The sequence below is a fragment of the Butyrivibrio sp. INlla18 genome (genome assembly GCF_900103635.1).
In the GTDB taxonomy this organism is placed as follows: domain Bacteria; phylum Bacillota; class Clostridia; order Lachnospirales; family Lachnospiraceae; genus Butyrivibrio.
Genome location: NZ_FMXK01000028.1, coordinates 16,075 through 31,513 on the forward strand (window position 1 = coordinate 16,075; position 15,439 = coordinate 31,513).

The following is a 15,439-nucleotide window of genomic DNA, read 5'->3' on the forward strand; positions in this document are numbered from 1 at the left end:
GGTAAAAACATGCGAGGTAATGCAGAGAATCGCGCAGAAAAGTACATAAAGAAGCATGAGAACTACAAGAAGTGGCTCGCTTTTGCACTGTGTGTTTCCATTCTTACTGGAACTATCACATTATACATTCTCAACAAGCCAGCTACGGCTATGACAGAGGATGGAGCCAAGCAGGTTGGTCTTGTTCTTGAAACTGCTGACAGTGAGTTCGAGCAGGGACTCATCGAAGAGATGAACAATAACGAGAACAACGGCGGTGATCAGAGCGGTGATGTTCAGAACGATGATGATCAGAACGGTGATGACCAGAATGGTGATGACCAGAACGATGATCAAGGTGATCCATCAGATGGCGACGATGATCAGAATGACGATAATGATGATGCTAGTGCTAATGGTGATGACGATGATGCAGCAGATGAAGCTTCATCTGAGGATTCAGAAGAGAGCGATAGCGATGCATCATCAAGCATGAGCAGCGACGCAGCAGATGAGGCTTCTTCATTAGTATCTAATAAAGAAGAACTTACTTATGAGACAGTTACTCTTAGTGCTACTTTAGTAGATGAGTTTGGCGAAGAGATCGATCCTGAGAAGTATTCAAATATTGATCTTCCAAATTTCAATCAGTACCTTGTACTTGATGAAGAAGAGAATCCACCTTACGACAATGTAAAGGTCAAGATCGGTACATATAAATATGCTACTTATTCATATGTAAAAGCTACAATCGGAAGCAAGGTCATTACAGGGCTTAAAAAAGAGATCGTAAAGGTTCCTGTAAGTGAGACAGCTGAGAATGAGGATGCAGCAGATAGCGCTGCAACATATTCTGGAGCATCAACGGCTCAGACCAAGGACATTGAAGTTTACTCTTACACAGTAGATGGTAGTGAATATACAAAGATCACAGAAGATACAGTTATCAATTTTGTTTATTCAGAAGGAACAAAGGCTGAGTACATCTACTCAGATAGCAATATTAAGATCACAGCTAAGCTTCAGGTTGCTGGAGCAATTCCTGAAGATGCTGAGCTTGTAGTTACACCTATTACATCAGAATCAAATGGATATAACTACGATGCATATATGGATGCGCTTAATGATAATTCACAGGCAATTGCTGATGAGGCAGGTCATGAGGCAGCATCTACATATTCAGAAGATAATACTCTTATGTATGATATAGCTTTCATGTATGAAGGTGAAGAGATCCAGCCAGCTGAAGGATCAGTTAGCATTAGCATGGAGTTCATGGACAAGCAGCTTACTGATAGTCTTGCAGTATCTTCTGAAGAGGAGATCACAGTAGTACATCTTCCTATTAAAGAGGAAGTTAAAGAAGCTAATGAGATTACAACAACTCAGGAAGCTACAAATATTACAGCAAATGATATCGAAGTAAAGACACTTACAGATGCTACAGCAGTTGTTACTGAGACAGAGAAGATTGAGTTTGTAGAAGATAGCTTCTCAATCTTTGCAGTAGTAGCTTATCAGAATCAGGAACCTGGAACAGATACATTTGAGTCAGTTCTCGGTGATGCAGTTAACTTCGGTATCGTAAGTAGAGATTTAACATTATACGAAGCGCAGACAAACTTTGCTACTACACACCTTACAGGTTATACACAGTTTGGTAATGACCTTACTAATATCTGTGAACAGACATTTATGGCAGGAACAGTAGCTGGTGAGTTCCACATTAAAGGATTTGCTGCTTACTTCATCATTCCTAAGGAATATGCTTCTCAGATCTATCATGAGAACAACAATATATTAAGTAAGGATACTGCATATACAACAAGCGAGATAAGTGATGTTGTAGAAGATATGCTCAAGTATGGCAGAGATGCTTCTGCAGACCTTGCTAGTGCTGAAAAGCTTGCTAGAAGTCTTAAACTTCAAAAAGATGGTGACAGATATAAGGTAGATACTACAAAGTTAGCTGCTGGAACCTATTACGTAAATATTGATGACGCTGCCTATGGAAAGATTGGTCAGGCAGAAATGCTCAGAATATATAAGAACTCTGATCAGACAATCGTATTTAATGTAACTGCTTCTGCATCTACATATTATATGCATAAGTTCCATGTAAGCTCTGATGGAAGTGAACTTATCCCATCTGATGAAATTGAGAGAAGTAATAAATATGATTACATCACCAGAACTCTTATTTGGAACTTTGTGAATGCTGATGAAGTACACAGTGCTGGATCAGTTGCTGGTGTATTCATCGCCGGTAAGGAGAATGCAAAGTGGGTTAATGACAATACATCCAGTGGATGGCTTGTATTCCCTAATGCTTATGTAGAAAAAGAATGGCATAACACATATACAGATGTTAAGCAGATTAGTGGAACTGCTAAGTTCCAGGCTTACAAGACAATTGATGGTGAAGATGCTACTGTATCAGGATTTAAGTTTACTCTTTACAAGCAGGATAGTGCTTCAGCTGATGGCTGGACTGAAATTGAGACAGTAACAAATGATGAAGACGCTCCTCATGAGATCACATTTAACACTATTACTTATGGTGATAGAGCTGGCAAGAATGATAAGAACTATCAGTATGTAGGTCTTTCATCAGTAGGTCAGAGCGAGTCTTTCATTTACAAGCTTGTTGAAACAGCTGGTACAACGGACGCTGAAGGAAATGTATACATAGAAGATGAAACAATCTACTATGCAAAAGTAACAGCTACTTTACAGAAGATAAATGAGTACACTAACGGTACATATATTCAGGTAAGTGCTCCTGTTTATTACACAGATGAGGCTTGTACACTGGTTTATTCAAATGCTTCAGCTTCAGGAAAGTCTGATGGAAATCTTCCAGTCTTTGATAATAAGACTGTAAAGGGAAGCATTGGAATCGCACTTAATAAGTATTTGAATGATACAGATCCTGGTGATCTTAAGTTCACATTCACAATAAGAGCTCTTAATAAAGATGCTAATGGACTGGTTACTATTACTAAGCCAGGTGAACTTACAAATGATGGATCCAAGATTTCTTACTCATTTGAATATAATAGTGGAATTGTTTATTACGACAAGGACAAAGTTGGTCACATCTATCTTGTAATTACAGAGGATGATATTGATGCTTCAAAATCAACTGGTATTACAGTTAAGAAGGATGAAGACTACATAATCGCTCATATCATACTTGGAAAAGATGATAATCATATAATTGAGTATTACAAGTACGATTATGAAGATGCAGACCAGAAGAAGTATATTGATACATTCAAGAGTGGCAAGATCAGCCTGGGCTTGTTTGAAAACAGGTATACAACTAAGCGCAGAAGTAACGTCATTTCTGATTCTTCTAAGATTGCTTTCTATAATGAAGGAAGCGCAAATCTTAGAATCCATAAGATGGTTATAAATGATTTTGGATCAGATAAGGTAAGAGAAGGCTTAAATAATGACGATGCCATCTTGAAGCAGGTTAAGTTCCGTATAACTAACAAATCAAATGGTCACTACATTGTATTCCAAGGATTTGTTGGTACTGCTGGTACTGAAGGAACAGCAACTGAGTATCCTACAGGTGAGAAATATACTGTTGTATATAATCAGAGTGCTCAGTGGACAGTTCTTGGACTTCCTGCAGGAACATATACAGTTGATGAGGTAGCTGACGGATTTACCTTCACATATGATGAAGCTAGTAATACAAGCAAGCCATTATATGACAATATTTACTCACGTGTTACTAAGTATGATCTTACAGTAGATGCTGAGGATCCAAATGAAAAGGGCTATGGAAGAGGCGGAGAAAACTATAGACAGGTTTATTCCTGTGATATGACTAATCTTCGTGATCAGGGACCAGACAATGTTTTAGTTGGTAGTCCGGAAGTTGATAATTACTCACATACTCAGACAGTTCAAGTATGTAACTACTATAGTAATCCAGTTGGTCCTATCCAGATAACCAAGAACTTTACTGGTGCAGAGTGGACTGCTGATATGCAGTTTGAATTTGTCCTTGAGCCTATTGGCTATAGCATACAGACTTCTGAAGGTGAGAACCTTTCAACAGATGGAATGGCTCAGCCAATGCCTCTTGGTTCAAGTGATGGAAAGAGCAGCGTAGTATTGTCAGGTGCTGACGCAACCGTAAATGAAAATGGTGTTTACTCAGCAATTGCTAAGTTTAATCCTATTCCATTTAGATTTGAAGGAACCTATTACTACAAGATTACTGAGACAAATACAAGACTTGCAGGCGTTAAGTATGACTCAACTGTTTATTATGTAGAGATGGTTGTAACCAAAAAGCATACAACTTTCCCAAAGAGTTATACATCAAAGAATATGACTCATCCAGATACTGTGAAATATCCTAAGGTTACAGGACTTACTTACACTCAGGATGAGGAAGACTTCTGGTATCTTGGCGCTAACGTTAGATATGCAACAGATGAGAGCTTCAACAATGTAGTAGCTAAGTGCGAATTGTATCTTGGAATCAATCCAAATACAAAGAAACCTGAAACCAACACATATTATGTAAGATATGATGATGGTAAGTCAGTTGCTGATGTAGCATTCAACAATGCTAAGACAGGATATCTTGAGATCAGCAAGAAGTGGATTGCATCTGACGGAAGCGATGATGCTAAGAATCATACAACACTTAATATTGATATCTGGCAGAGACCTGTAGGAACAAATGATTGGACACTTTACAGATCAGAAGTTCTTTCAAGTACTAATGGATGGAGAGTAGAGATTTACGATCTTCCAATAGTCGATGCCAATGGTAACAAGGTTGAATATACTGTAAAAGAAGCTGAGGAATATCTCGCAACTTACACAGTAACATATAAATACTCAGGCCTTTCTGAGGCAGCAACGGGAAATGGTCAGGGCAAGACAGTAGTTGATGGTAAGGAAGTTTATGATACAGGCTATGTGATCACTCTTGGAAGTGATGGCAGAAACTTTGGATCAGTAGAGATCACCAACAAGACAGTATATTCAAACAAGCTTCCACGTACTGGTGGAAATGGAACTGTTCCATTTGCCACAGCTGGAATCGCATTTATGCTTATCGCTTTTGCTGGAATGTATATTTCACGCAAGAAAAATGTAAACATGTAACTATTAACGGTTTTAAGATCTGAAAAGATTTAGAACATACACAATCAAAAAAACAAGATTCAAAAAGGAGACGACAATGAAAGGTATTAAGAAAATCTTAACCGGTATCATTGCTGGTGCTATGGCACTTTCAATGGTATTCTCAGCAGGAAATGCCTTAGATGTTAAGGCAGCTGGAAATGGAAGCATCACAGTAAGCAACACAACACAGGGCGAGTCATATGCTCTTTACAAAGTGTTTGATGCAACATACGAGGGAGACAAGGTAGCATATACTTACGATGGATCAAACAATGCTTTCCTTGCAGCACTTCAGGCTTCAACAAGCCCATTCACAGTAAGTGAGTACAATGGTGTTTACAGCGTAGTTAGAAAAGAAAATACAGCTGATGATGCTGTAATTAATTTCGTTAAGGACAACGCAGCTAACTTTGGTACAGCTATTGATACACTTCCAGGTAACGGCGGAGAGATCACATTCTCAGGTCTTGATTATGGTTACTACTACATCACATCAACTCTTGGTGTTGCTGTTACAATCGATAGCGCAACTCCAAATGCAACTGTAATCGATAAGAACCAGGAGACAACAGTTGATAAGCAGGAATCAGTTGATGAAGTTAACTGGCTTTATGTTGGAATGGGTGAGACAGAGACCCCAGTTCCTACACAGATGGTAGGTATGAAGGTCAACTACAAGGTTACAGGTACAGTTACACAGTACATTGGTAAGGACCAGGTTACATTCCTTCTTTTCACTGATACATTGTCAGAAGGTCTTACAGCTGATAAGAACGTTGAAGTAAAAGTTGATGGCACAGTAGTTAATGCTGAAGTTAACTATGATGGACAGACAACAACAATCAAGCTTGTAACAGCTGATGCAAACTTAAAGCCAATCTATCCTTCAAATGCTCAGTATGAGATCACATACTCAGCTACAGTAAATGAGAAGGCTGTAGATATGGTTCAGAACAACGAAGTTAAGCTTACAGATAACAATGAAAACACAATCGGAACAGATAGAACAGAAGTAGTTAACTACAACATCTTCCTTATCAAGAAGGATGCTAAGACTGGTGATGTTCTTGCAGATGCAGAATTCAAGCTCTTCACAACAGAGACAGGTGATGTTGAGATTCCTGTAGTTCTTGTTTCAGGAACAGGCGATGCTACATCAACAGAGAACATATATCGCGTAGCTACAGCTCAGGAAATCGCAGGTGGCGAAGCTGTTGACACTATGGTAACAGGTAAAACAGGTGTTATCGAAGTTAAGGGATTTGCTAACGGCACATACTACTTCGAAGAGACAAAGGCTCCAGCTGGTTACAACCGTCTTGAGACTCGCACACCAGCTACAGTTAACGGTGCAAACACAGCAGAGATTCCTGTACTTAACAACTCAGGTTCGCTTCTTCCTTCAACAGGTGGAATTGGTACAACAATCTTCTACATCCTTGGTGGAATCCTTATTGTAGCAGGTATTGCATACTTCATCGTTCGCAGAAAAGCAGACGCTGAGTAATTATTTGGGTAATCATATTGGGGTATGAAAAAGTTCATTATATAATTATTTGAATCTTGTAAAAGATATGTATTCTTTGGGGAATCAGGGGATTCCCCAGAGAATACTAAAGATTCATCTTGGTTTAGGAAAATAATTAAATGGCAACTAAAAAAGGCATCAAGAAGCAGATACCTAATTTCATATTTGCAGCTATCTTTATAGTAGGAATATGTATATTTTTATACCCTTCTGTTAGTAATTACATTAACTCCAAGCATCAGAGCCGTGCGATCTCCAATTACGAAGAGGCCATGGCTAATATTTCAGAAGAAGACTATACAAAGTTTTGGCAAGAGGCTTACGCCTACAATGAAGCTCTTTTAGAAAAGCCTATGAGCTTTGAACTTACAGAAGAAGAGCTTGCAGAATACAACAGCATACTTGATCCAACAGGAACAGGTATCATCGGTTACATAGAGATAGAGAATATTGGAGTAAATCTTCCAATATATCACGGAACATCAGAATCAGTTTTACAGACAGGTATTGGACACTTAGAAGGAACCTCTTTTCCTACGGGAACAAAGTCAACACATGCGGTTCTTTCCGGACACAGAGGACTTCCATCCTCTAAACTTTTTTCAGATCTTGATCAGATGATCGTGGGAGATACATTTCTTTTACACATCATGGATCAGACCTTTGCTTATCAGATAGACCAGATAAGCATTGTATTGCCAGAAGAAACAACTGGCCTTTCAATTTTTGATGACGAAGAATATGTCACGCTGGTGACTTGCACACCTTATGGTGTCAATACTCACAGGCTCCTTGTAAGAGCAAGGCGTGTTGATTATAATGAAGAAACAAAATTAATCGTGCCTGCGGATGCAACGAGATATGGCACTATGATAATTGCTCCTTTTGTTGGAGCGCCAGTTTTACTTATAGCATTTATTGGTTTCCTGTTTAGGACCAGAAAGCCAAAGAAGAAAAATGCTAAAGCTAAATGAGGAATCATTCATGAAGAGATTTAGTAAGATTCTAAAAAGAATAACGATGGCTGCATGCGTTATTTCCCTTATGTTTTCAGGTAAGACAATGACCACGCAGGCCAGAGGCCTTATTGATACCAGCAAAAAAGGCTCACTTACCATAGAGTACAAATATGGTGACAGACATTTTGATGGTGTTGAGGTTAATATTTATAAGATCGGAAGTGTAAGCTCAGATGGAAGTTTCTTTGAGCTTGATAGTCAGTATAAAGCTATATCACCTGTAACAGACCTTAAGAGCATTACAGATAAGGCAACAGTTGATGAGCAGTGGAAGAAGATCTTGGATGCTGTTGAGCCATATGCAGTAAATACAGTTGGACCTACAGCTACTACCACAAGCAATGGCGGATATGCTAAGTTCACAGGTCTTGACCTTGGAATTTACCTTGTCAGAAGCAGCACAGTAGTAGATGAGTCAGAGGAATGCACATATGTATTTTCATCATTCCTTATTTCAGTTCCACAGCTTGATTCATCAGATAACTGGATCTATGAAGGCGGCGTTTACTCAGCAAGTGCTACATGTAAATGTGAAAAAGAAGCACTTAATGAAGAGTTTGAGTTATTAAAGAGATGGAATGATGCAGGATATGAGAATCTTCGTCCTTCATCGATCGAAGTAGTTATCAAGAGAGATGGTGAAGAGTATGCAACAGTTACTCTTAATGAAGAGAACAGCTGGCATTACTCTTGGAGTGATAAATCTGGTTATATGTGGACTTTCGAAGAGAGAGTTGGCGGAGATATTCAGTATTCAGTATCTCTTTCAGATACCAGATCCAATGCCAATGGTAAGGTGAAGATCACATATGTACTTACTAATACATACAATCCACCTGATAATCCACCACCACCAGACAACCCACCACCAGATAACCCACCTGATAATCCTCCGGACAATCCACCTGAGAATCCTGAGACACCTGGATTCCCAAGTCTTCCAGAAGTACTTGGTGCTATCAGAAATCTTCCAGAGGTACTTGGTGCCAGAAGACTTCCTCAGACAGGTCTTTTGTGGTGGCCAATTCCTATCCTTGTTATTGTAGGAGTAGTCCTTATAGTAAAGGGAATCAGGAAGAACAGCAAAGCATAAAATTCTTTTGAAAAAATACCCTGCGAAGCTACTTCGCGGGGTATAATATTACTAGAGGATAATATATGAAGAAGATATCAGGTTATATCTACATTGCCCTTGGCGTACTTTGTATACTGCTGGCGGTTGTGATAATCAGAAACAATTTCATAGAGTCTGCTCAGGCTGGAAGCGCATCAGATGCATTCCTTAGCGGAGTTATCAATCAGATGCCTAACACTGTACTTGAAGATACTTCTACAGATATGCCAGTAGTTGATGTTGATGGACATAGCTTTGTTGGAACCGTTGAGATTCCTTCACTTGGACTTCTTTTACCAGTTCAGAGCAGATGGAGCAAGGAAGATGCCAAGTACGCAGTTTGTAGATACAGAGGCTCTATAGCTTCCAATGATCTTATCATTGCTGGACACAACTATGTAGAGCATTTTGGAAATCTCAACCAGCTTACAACCGGTGATGAAGTCATTGTAACTGATATGAATGGTAAGAGTTACAAGTATGAAGTAGCCAATATCGAGACTTTAGGAGCCTACGATGTTATAGATATGGTAGCTGGCGAGTGGGATCTGACTCTTTTCACATGTACTATTGGCGGAGCTAATAGAGTTACAGTTCGCTGCGAAGCTACAGGAGAGATGAGTGCTACAGGTTCTACACCTGATGTATTAGAAGCAGCTGAAAAGAGTAAACATATCAGAAAGCAGCAGTAATCTATTGCCCTTGCGACAAATGATCGCAGGGGCTTTTTAAATGTCTTTAAACATCCGATATATATGTATATACAAAAGATAAGATTTAAGACTTTTAATAGAATTTTTAGCACTCTTTCATAGACAGTGCTAATTGGCAGATATATAATAACAGTACAATAGGAGCAGGCTATTCGCCATTATTTGGCGGATGATCCAAGGAGAGGAGTTGATGCTTAGTGATTATTGTAAAAATGAATGACACAACTGTAGAATGCAACATAGCAGCATCAGAACTTCATGAGATAGGTCTTACTCCAGAAGCAGTAATAAGTGGTGCAGAGAATACAACATCATTTTTTGCCCAGCTCAACAAGGAAGTAGGAGCTCAGCTCGATTATGACCCTGAGACAGAGGTCATGATGATGAGCAAGAATATGATGATGGATGGTAGTGTGCGCATCTTCGCTGTGAAGATGACCAATGAAGATATTCAGAAGGCTACAGACCGTATTCGCGGAGCAGCAGAGACTATTTTGAAGACTCTGACTCAAGAAAAGGTTCAGGAAATAAAGGACAAGACAGGTAGAGATAAGGGTATAGCTTTAAACGAAGTTATTACCAATGTTACGGATACGATCAATAGGATCTATGGAAGGAGTCTTGATGATACTCCGGTTGTTGATGAGAACAATGCCAGCTATCAGCCGCTTACAGAGTATGCCAAGTATATGATGGAATTTGCGGGTATGGATGAGGCCAAGCGTTTTGCAAAAGTTATCCAAAGGCTCCCTATTGTGGATTCTCATCTGTACAAGTATGAAGACAGATATTACCTCATTGCAGGCCTTATGTCTGCTGAAGAGAGCATTATATACGATATGAGAAGAGCAGGTGTTGAGTATTCAGAGATGATGACTATCAATTCACCTGAGGCTATGTTTATTGAAGAGCACGGAGATGCTCTTATTAAGGAAGATGCCATCGTGCATTTGGCTGATCTTGCTAGATGATAAAGAGGACTATATATGAAGCCATTTTTTACAGTTGTTAATTTTTCAGGAATCTATGAGAAGGAGAGCTTTTATCAGTTAGATAAAGGCTCTTCATTTTGTGGTAAGGTCTTGGATCTTAAGGATATTTCCGGAACAAATTGCATGTGCGACGATGAAGCAAAAAAGGAAATAAAGCTAAGATTTGAAAGCTTTATAAATCAAGAAGAAGTGCCTTTTACGGATCTTGAGGATCTTGCAAGGTCTGTGCATTTTATTGATTCAGGCAATTACCATTATATGTCAGCTCTTTGGCTGAATATGGTAAAAGAGCCCTTTTCACTGGTTGTACTTGATCATCATCCTGACATGCAGCCTCCAATGTTTGGAGACATCTTGTCTTGCGGAGGATGGGTACTTAATGTTTTGGAGAACAATCCATATGTTAAGGACGTGCATGTTATTGGTGCAGACAGAGAGCTTATAAGTAAATTGGATAAAGAGATCCAGAATAAGGCAAAGTTCTATGACCTTGAGGACATATTTGACGCTGGAACAGGTGATATCATACTTCCTGAGACCCAATATCCTGTCTACCTTTCAATTGATAAGGATGTTATAGCTAGGGACGAACTTGTGACTAACTGGGATCAGGGAGAGGCCCGCTGGGAAGATGTGACTTCTTTTACCAGAAAGATATTATCAGATAGGCAGGTAATAGGCGTAGATATCTGCGGTGAATGTGCACCTGACCAGGAAGACTGCGATGTGGCTTTAGAGACAGAGGGCAACGACGAGTTCAACAAAGATATCCTTGAGTATATTTATATGTAAAATATTGTCGCTATAGCGTATAATATAAAATGTTAGACGGAATGGTAGTACAAATGGAGGAAATATGGAAAAGAGATTTAGGGATTACATCAGACATTTAGAAAAGCTTGATTTTGAAGTTCTTTCCGATGAAGAGATCATTACAGAAAGAGAAGGAATCCTTCTTCAGATAACTGTTCTTCATCAGAGTATGCTTAGAAGCCTTGTTGCAGCCATCGGTATGCTTGTATGTGCATGCATTTTCCTTGCAGCTGGCTTTGTTCATTTCTTTGTTGTAAGCTACGTGCTTGCGGCAGTCTTTGCAATCTGCGCAGCATGCTTTGGCATGAGATTTAAGAGCGCAGCATTCGTCATGAATATTCTCTATACATTTGTGGATAAGTTATCCAGACTATAATATTTGACACATATTTGTATTAGTGTTAATGTTTTTGAGGCGAAAAGGTGTGACCAGGATTGATTCTCCGGTGCCACTTAATAGGGAATGAAGTGCGATTCTTCAGCAGTGCCGCTACTGTGATGGACATAGTGTCCCAGCCAGATACCTGCCTTTGAGCTAGTAACCAATTTTCTTCGGGTCAAAGAAAGTGAGGAATATTATGAAGAAAAAGTTTTTATCTATGGTCATGGCTGTAGCCATGATGTCTTGTTTTGCCTGCGGATGTGGCGCAAATGAAGATCAGAGCGTTGCAACACAGGAGGCTTCAGTAGAAGCTAGCGCAGAAGCAGTAGAAGCTGCTACAACAGAGGAAAGCGCATCTGACGTAGTTACTGATAGAAGCGGTAACGAGATCACACTTCCAACAGAAGTAAATTCAATCATTTCAATGGCACCATCAACAACACAGATTCTTATCGACCTTGGTCTTGCAGACAAGATCGTAGCATGCGATACATATTCATATGCTAGCTATGCTGATTCTCTTAATGCAGACATTCCACAGTTTGATATGATGACTCCAGATCAGGAGCAGATCGTAGCTCTTAACGCTGATATCGTATTCACAACAGGTATGAGCGCTAGCCACGGTGAGGATGTTTTTGCATCTGTAAAAGAAGCTGGTGTTTGCGTATTTGATATCCCAAGTAGCGCGAGCCTTGCTGATATCCAGGAGGATATCCTTGCAATTGGTAATGCTGTAGGTAAGGCTACAGAGGCTCAGGCAATCGTTGATGATATGGTTGCTGATGTTGAGGCTATCAAGGCTATCGCTGCAACAATCCCAGAAGAAGAGAAGAAGACAGTTCTTTTCGAGCTCTTCACACCATCAGGTGATTCACCAGTTATCTACACATGCGGTGCTAACACATACATCGATGAGATGATCACTCTTGTAGGTGCTACAAACGTTGCTGGACAGGAAACTGATCAGTGGCCAGCTCTTACAGAAGAAGCTGCAGTAGCTATGGATCCTCAGGTTATTCTTACAGCTGATATGTACACAGATGACGTTATCAACGTTCTTCTTACAATGAAGGGCTGGGAGAATGTAACAGCTGTTAAGGATCAGGCTATTTACCAGATCGATGGAGATACTGTTAACCGTCCTAATCATCATGTAGTAGATGCTATGATCGAGATCGCTAAGGATATCTATCCTGAGTACTATGCAGATTTCGATGCAGAGCAGCCAGCTGCATAAATCAAAATAAAAAATGAATAATAAAAAACTGTCAGTAAGAATAATCGCATCTTGTATCATAGCTGTGATAGCTATTATTTTGTGTATAGGAGTTGGCAGTGTTTATGTGCCGGTAATGGATATTTTGTCCATTATCTGGCACAAGATACTAGGAACTTCTATACCGGATAATATCGATCCATCTCTTGTTTCTATTTTGTGGGAAATAAGGATGCCAAGGGCACTCACTGCATTTATTGTGGGAGCTGCGCTATCAGTCAGCGGAGCTATTATGCAGGCTATACTTCAGAATCCTTTGGCTTCTTCCTATACAATGGGAGTTTCAGCCGGAGCATCTCTTGGGGCGGCCGTCGTCATAATAACAGGAGCTACAAGCTCGGTATTAGGTTTTTTCCTTTTACCTGTTACAGGATTTGCGTCTGGTCTTCTGACAGTTTTTTTAGTTATTGCATTTGCAGCTCGCCTTGATAAAAATATGCATAACCACACCATTATCCTGTTTGGTATGGTGTTTTCGCTTTTTGTTAACGCTATATTGACGTTCCTAAGTTCAATGGCTGGCGAACATATGCAGAGACTTATCTTGTGGCAAATGGGTTCATTTTCCGGCAGGAGATGGATACATGTTGGTATTCTCCTTGGCTGCACCTTGATCGGTTCACTTTCTGTTATGTTTTACCATAGAGAGCTTGATATCATGACTTTTGGTGAGGAACAGGCTCTTAGTATTGGCGTAGATACTAGAAAAGTAAAGATCATCCTTCTTGCACTTGCTTCATTTTTGACAGGAGCGGCTGTGTGCTTTTCAGGTATCATTGGCTTTGTGGATCTTGCGGTGCCTCACATGGTGCGAAGAGTCTTTGGCTCGAGGCACAAGATCGTGCTTCCCATGTCTATGATTCTGGGTGGCGCATTTATGTCCATAGCTGATCTTGCTGCGAGAACTCTTTTATCCCCAAGGGAGATCCCGGTTGGCGCGGTAACAGCACTTGTGGGAGCTCCATTCTTTATGTGGGTTTACTTTAGGGACAGGAGGTGACCGGGATGCTGTTAGAAGTCAAAGATCTAAGCTGTGGATATGGTAAAAGACCTCTGGATAACCCTGTGGTAAAGAACGTCTCTTTTACCCTGGAGGAGGGAAAAAGCCTTGCTATCCTTGGAGCTAACGGAAGTGGCAAGACTACGCTCCTACGCGCTATTGGAGGAGTTCTTGATTATGATGGCTCTATTTCTATGCTGGGCCATGAAATAGGAAGTCTTAAGAGAAAAGAGATTGCGGCTATGCAGGCTACCTTTTCTCAGTTATCCACATTGTACTTTTCATATACTATAGAAGAAACGGTTATGCTGGGAAGATATCTGTATTCCAGCAAGTTTATGGGGATTCCGTCTGCAAAAGACAAGGAGATTGTGGATAAGTGTCTTAAACAGAACGGATTGTATCAGATAAAAGACAAGCAGATAGGCGAACTGTCTGGTGGCCAGCTTCAAAGGGTGTTCCTTGCTAGAACTCTTGCTCAGGAGACGCCGGTTCTGATGCTGGATGAACCAACTAATCATCTTGACCTTAAGTATCAGGATGAGCTTATGAGCTTTTTAAATGAGTGGAAAAAGGAAAGTACTACACTAGCGGATGGGACAGTTGTAAAGAACACACTTATAGGTGTTTTTCATGATATAAACCTTGCTCTTAGCATAGCGGATGAGGTCTTATTTATCAGAGAGGGAGAGATACTTGCTAAGGGTTCCATCGAGGAAGTTTTGACAGATGAAAATCTTAAACTTGCCTATGATATGGATGTCTCATCTTATATGAAAAAACAGCTGAACTATTGGAAATAATGTGGCAAACTCTTGACATGACACGTTAAAATCGGTATTATAAATTTTGTCGCTTGCAGGAGTGGCGGAATGGCAGACGCGCATGGTTCAGGTCCATGTGTTGGCAACAACATGAGGGTTCAAGTCCCTTCTCCTGCACTATGAATCTTTTCATAGTGTAGTGACAAGGTTCTATATATTTTTAAATGCGGAAGTGTCGGAATTGGCAGACGAGCAAGACTAAGGATCTTGTGATGCTTACATCGTGTGGGTTCAAGTCCCATCTTCCGCACGATTAAAAAGGACTAGTTCGAAAGAACTAGTCCTTTCAGACTGTAGACAAAGTCCACGGCATGCGCCGTGGATTTTTCTTTGCAAAAGCGCTATAAACCCAGTATTCATCTGAGATTGCAGCACTTTTTATGGTATAATAGAAGTATCAAAGTTGGGGATGGGGATAGCCTTTATGATGACTTCTAATACCGAAAGAAAACGTGAGCAAATGCAGTTTGTGAGCATGGATGACCTGGTACCTCAGGATCACATGCTCAGGCTTATTGATAAAGCCATAGACTGGTCATTCATATATGATCTTGTTGAAGATAAGTATTCTTCAGACATGGGCAGGCCCAGCATGGATCCTGTCACTCTTATTAAAATTCCCTTCATCCAATA

The 15,439-nt window shown here is 40.1% G+C and carries 11 protein-coding genes, 2 tRNA genes, 1 pseudogene and 1 riboswitch; all 14 genes and pseudogenes read left to right on the top strand.

What is annotated here, in order from left to right; all coding sequences use genetic code 11:
- Positions 1–9 precede the first annotated feature (9 nt).
- The gene (locus BLS24_RS15000; protein ID WP_091761039.1) at positions 10–5,121 is read left to right on the top strand and encodes a Cna B-type domain-containing protein; all 5,112 of its coding nucleotides are present in this window, start codon (positions 10–12) and stop codon (positions 5,119–5,121) included.
- 76 nt (positions 5,122–5,197) lie between these two features.
- The gene (locus BLS24_RS15005) at positions 5,198–6,649 is read left to right on the top strand and encodes a SpaA isopeptide-forming pilin-related protein (protein ID WP_091761042.1); all 1,452 of its coding nucleotides are present in this window, start codon (positions 5,198–5,200) and stop codon (positions 6,647–6,649) included.
- A gap of 140 nt (positions 6,650–6,789) precedes the next feature.
- On the top strand, positions 6,790–7,644 hold the full coding sequence (locus BLS24_RS15010; protein ID WP_091761046.1) for a class C sortase: 855 nt from the start codon (positions 6,790–6,792) through the stop codon (positions 7,642–7,644).
- A 10-nt stretch (positions 7,645–7,654) separates the two neighbouring features.
- The gene (locus BLS24_RS15015) at positions 7,655–8,782 is read left to right on the top strand and encodes a Cna B-type domain-containing protein (protein ID WP_176764455.1); all 1,128 of its coding nucleotides are present in this window, start codon (positions 7,655–7,657) and stop codon (positions 8,780–8,782) included.
- Positions 8,783–8,847: 65 nt separating this feature from the next.
- Positions 8,848–9,495: a sortase gene (locus BLS24_RS15020; protein WP_091761051.1), complete on the top strand. Its 648-nt coding sequence runs from the start codon at positions 8,848–8,850 to the stop codon at positions 9,493–9,495.
- A gap of 218 nt (positions 9,496–9,713) precedes the next feature.
- Positions 9,714–10,487 carry an adaptor protein MecA gene (locus BLS24_RS15025; RefSeq protein WP_143015196.1) on the top strand — a complete coding sequence of 258 codons (774 nt, stop codon included), beginning with the start codon at positions 9,714–9,716 and terminating at the stop codon, positions 10,485–10,487.
- 15 nt (positions 10,488–10,502) lie between these two features.
- A complete protein-coding gene (locus BLS24_RS15030; RefSeq protein WP_091761055.1) occupies positions 10,503–11,300 on the top strand; it encodes an arginase family protein in 798 nt (265 codons plus the stop codon).
- A 64-nt stretch (positions 11,301–11,364) separates the two neighbouring features.
- Positions 11,365–11,697 (top strand): hypothetical protein, encoded by a 333-nt coding sequence (locus BLS24_RS15035; RefSeq protein WP_091761057.1) that lies wholly within the window; start codon positions 11,365–11,367, stop codon positions 11,695–11,697.
- Positions 11,698–11,725: 28 nt separating this feature from the next.
- A riboswitch (cobalamin riboswitch) is annotated at positions 11,726–11,867 on the top strand.
- Between the two features lie 32 nt (positions 11,868–11,899).
- Complete coding sequence (locus BLS24_RS15040) at positions 11,900–12,943, top strand: ABC transporter substrate-binding protein (RefSeq protein WP_091761058.1); 1,044 nt, start codon at positions 11,900–11,902, stop codon at positions 12,941–12,943.
- 13 nt (positions 12,944–12,956) lie between these two features.
- On the top strand, positions 12,957–13,982 hold the full coding sequence (locus BLS24_RS15045) for a FecCD family ABC transporter permease (RefSeq protein WP_091761060.1): 1,026 nt from the start codon (positions 12,957–12,959) through the stop codon (positions 13,980–13,982).
- Positions 13,983–13,987: 5 nt separating this feature from the next.
- Entirely contained in the window at positions 13,988–14,785 is a 798-nt protein-coding gene (locus tag BLS24_RS15050; RefSeq protein WP_091761062.1) for an ABC transporter ATP-binding protein, read from the top strand.
- Positions 14,786–14,840: 55 nt separating this feature from the next.
- A tRNA-Leu gene (locus tag BLS24_RS15055) sits at positions 14,841–14,923 on the top strand.
- 49 nt (positions 14,924–14,972) lie between these two features.
- A tRNA-Leu gene (locus BLS24_RS15060) sits at positions 14,973–15,056 on the top strand.
- 174 nt (positions 15,057–15,230) lie between these two features.
- A pseudogene (locus BLS24_RS15065) lies at positions 15,231–15,439 on the top strand (IS5/IS1182 family transposase); the annotation flags it as partial.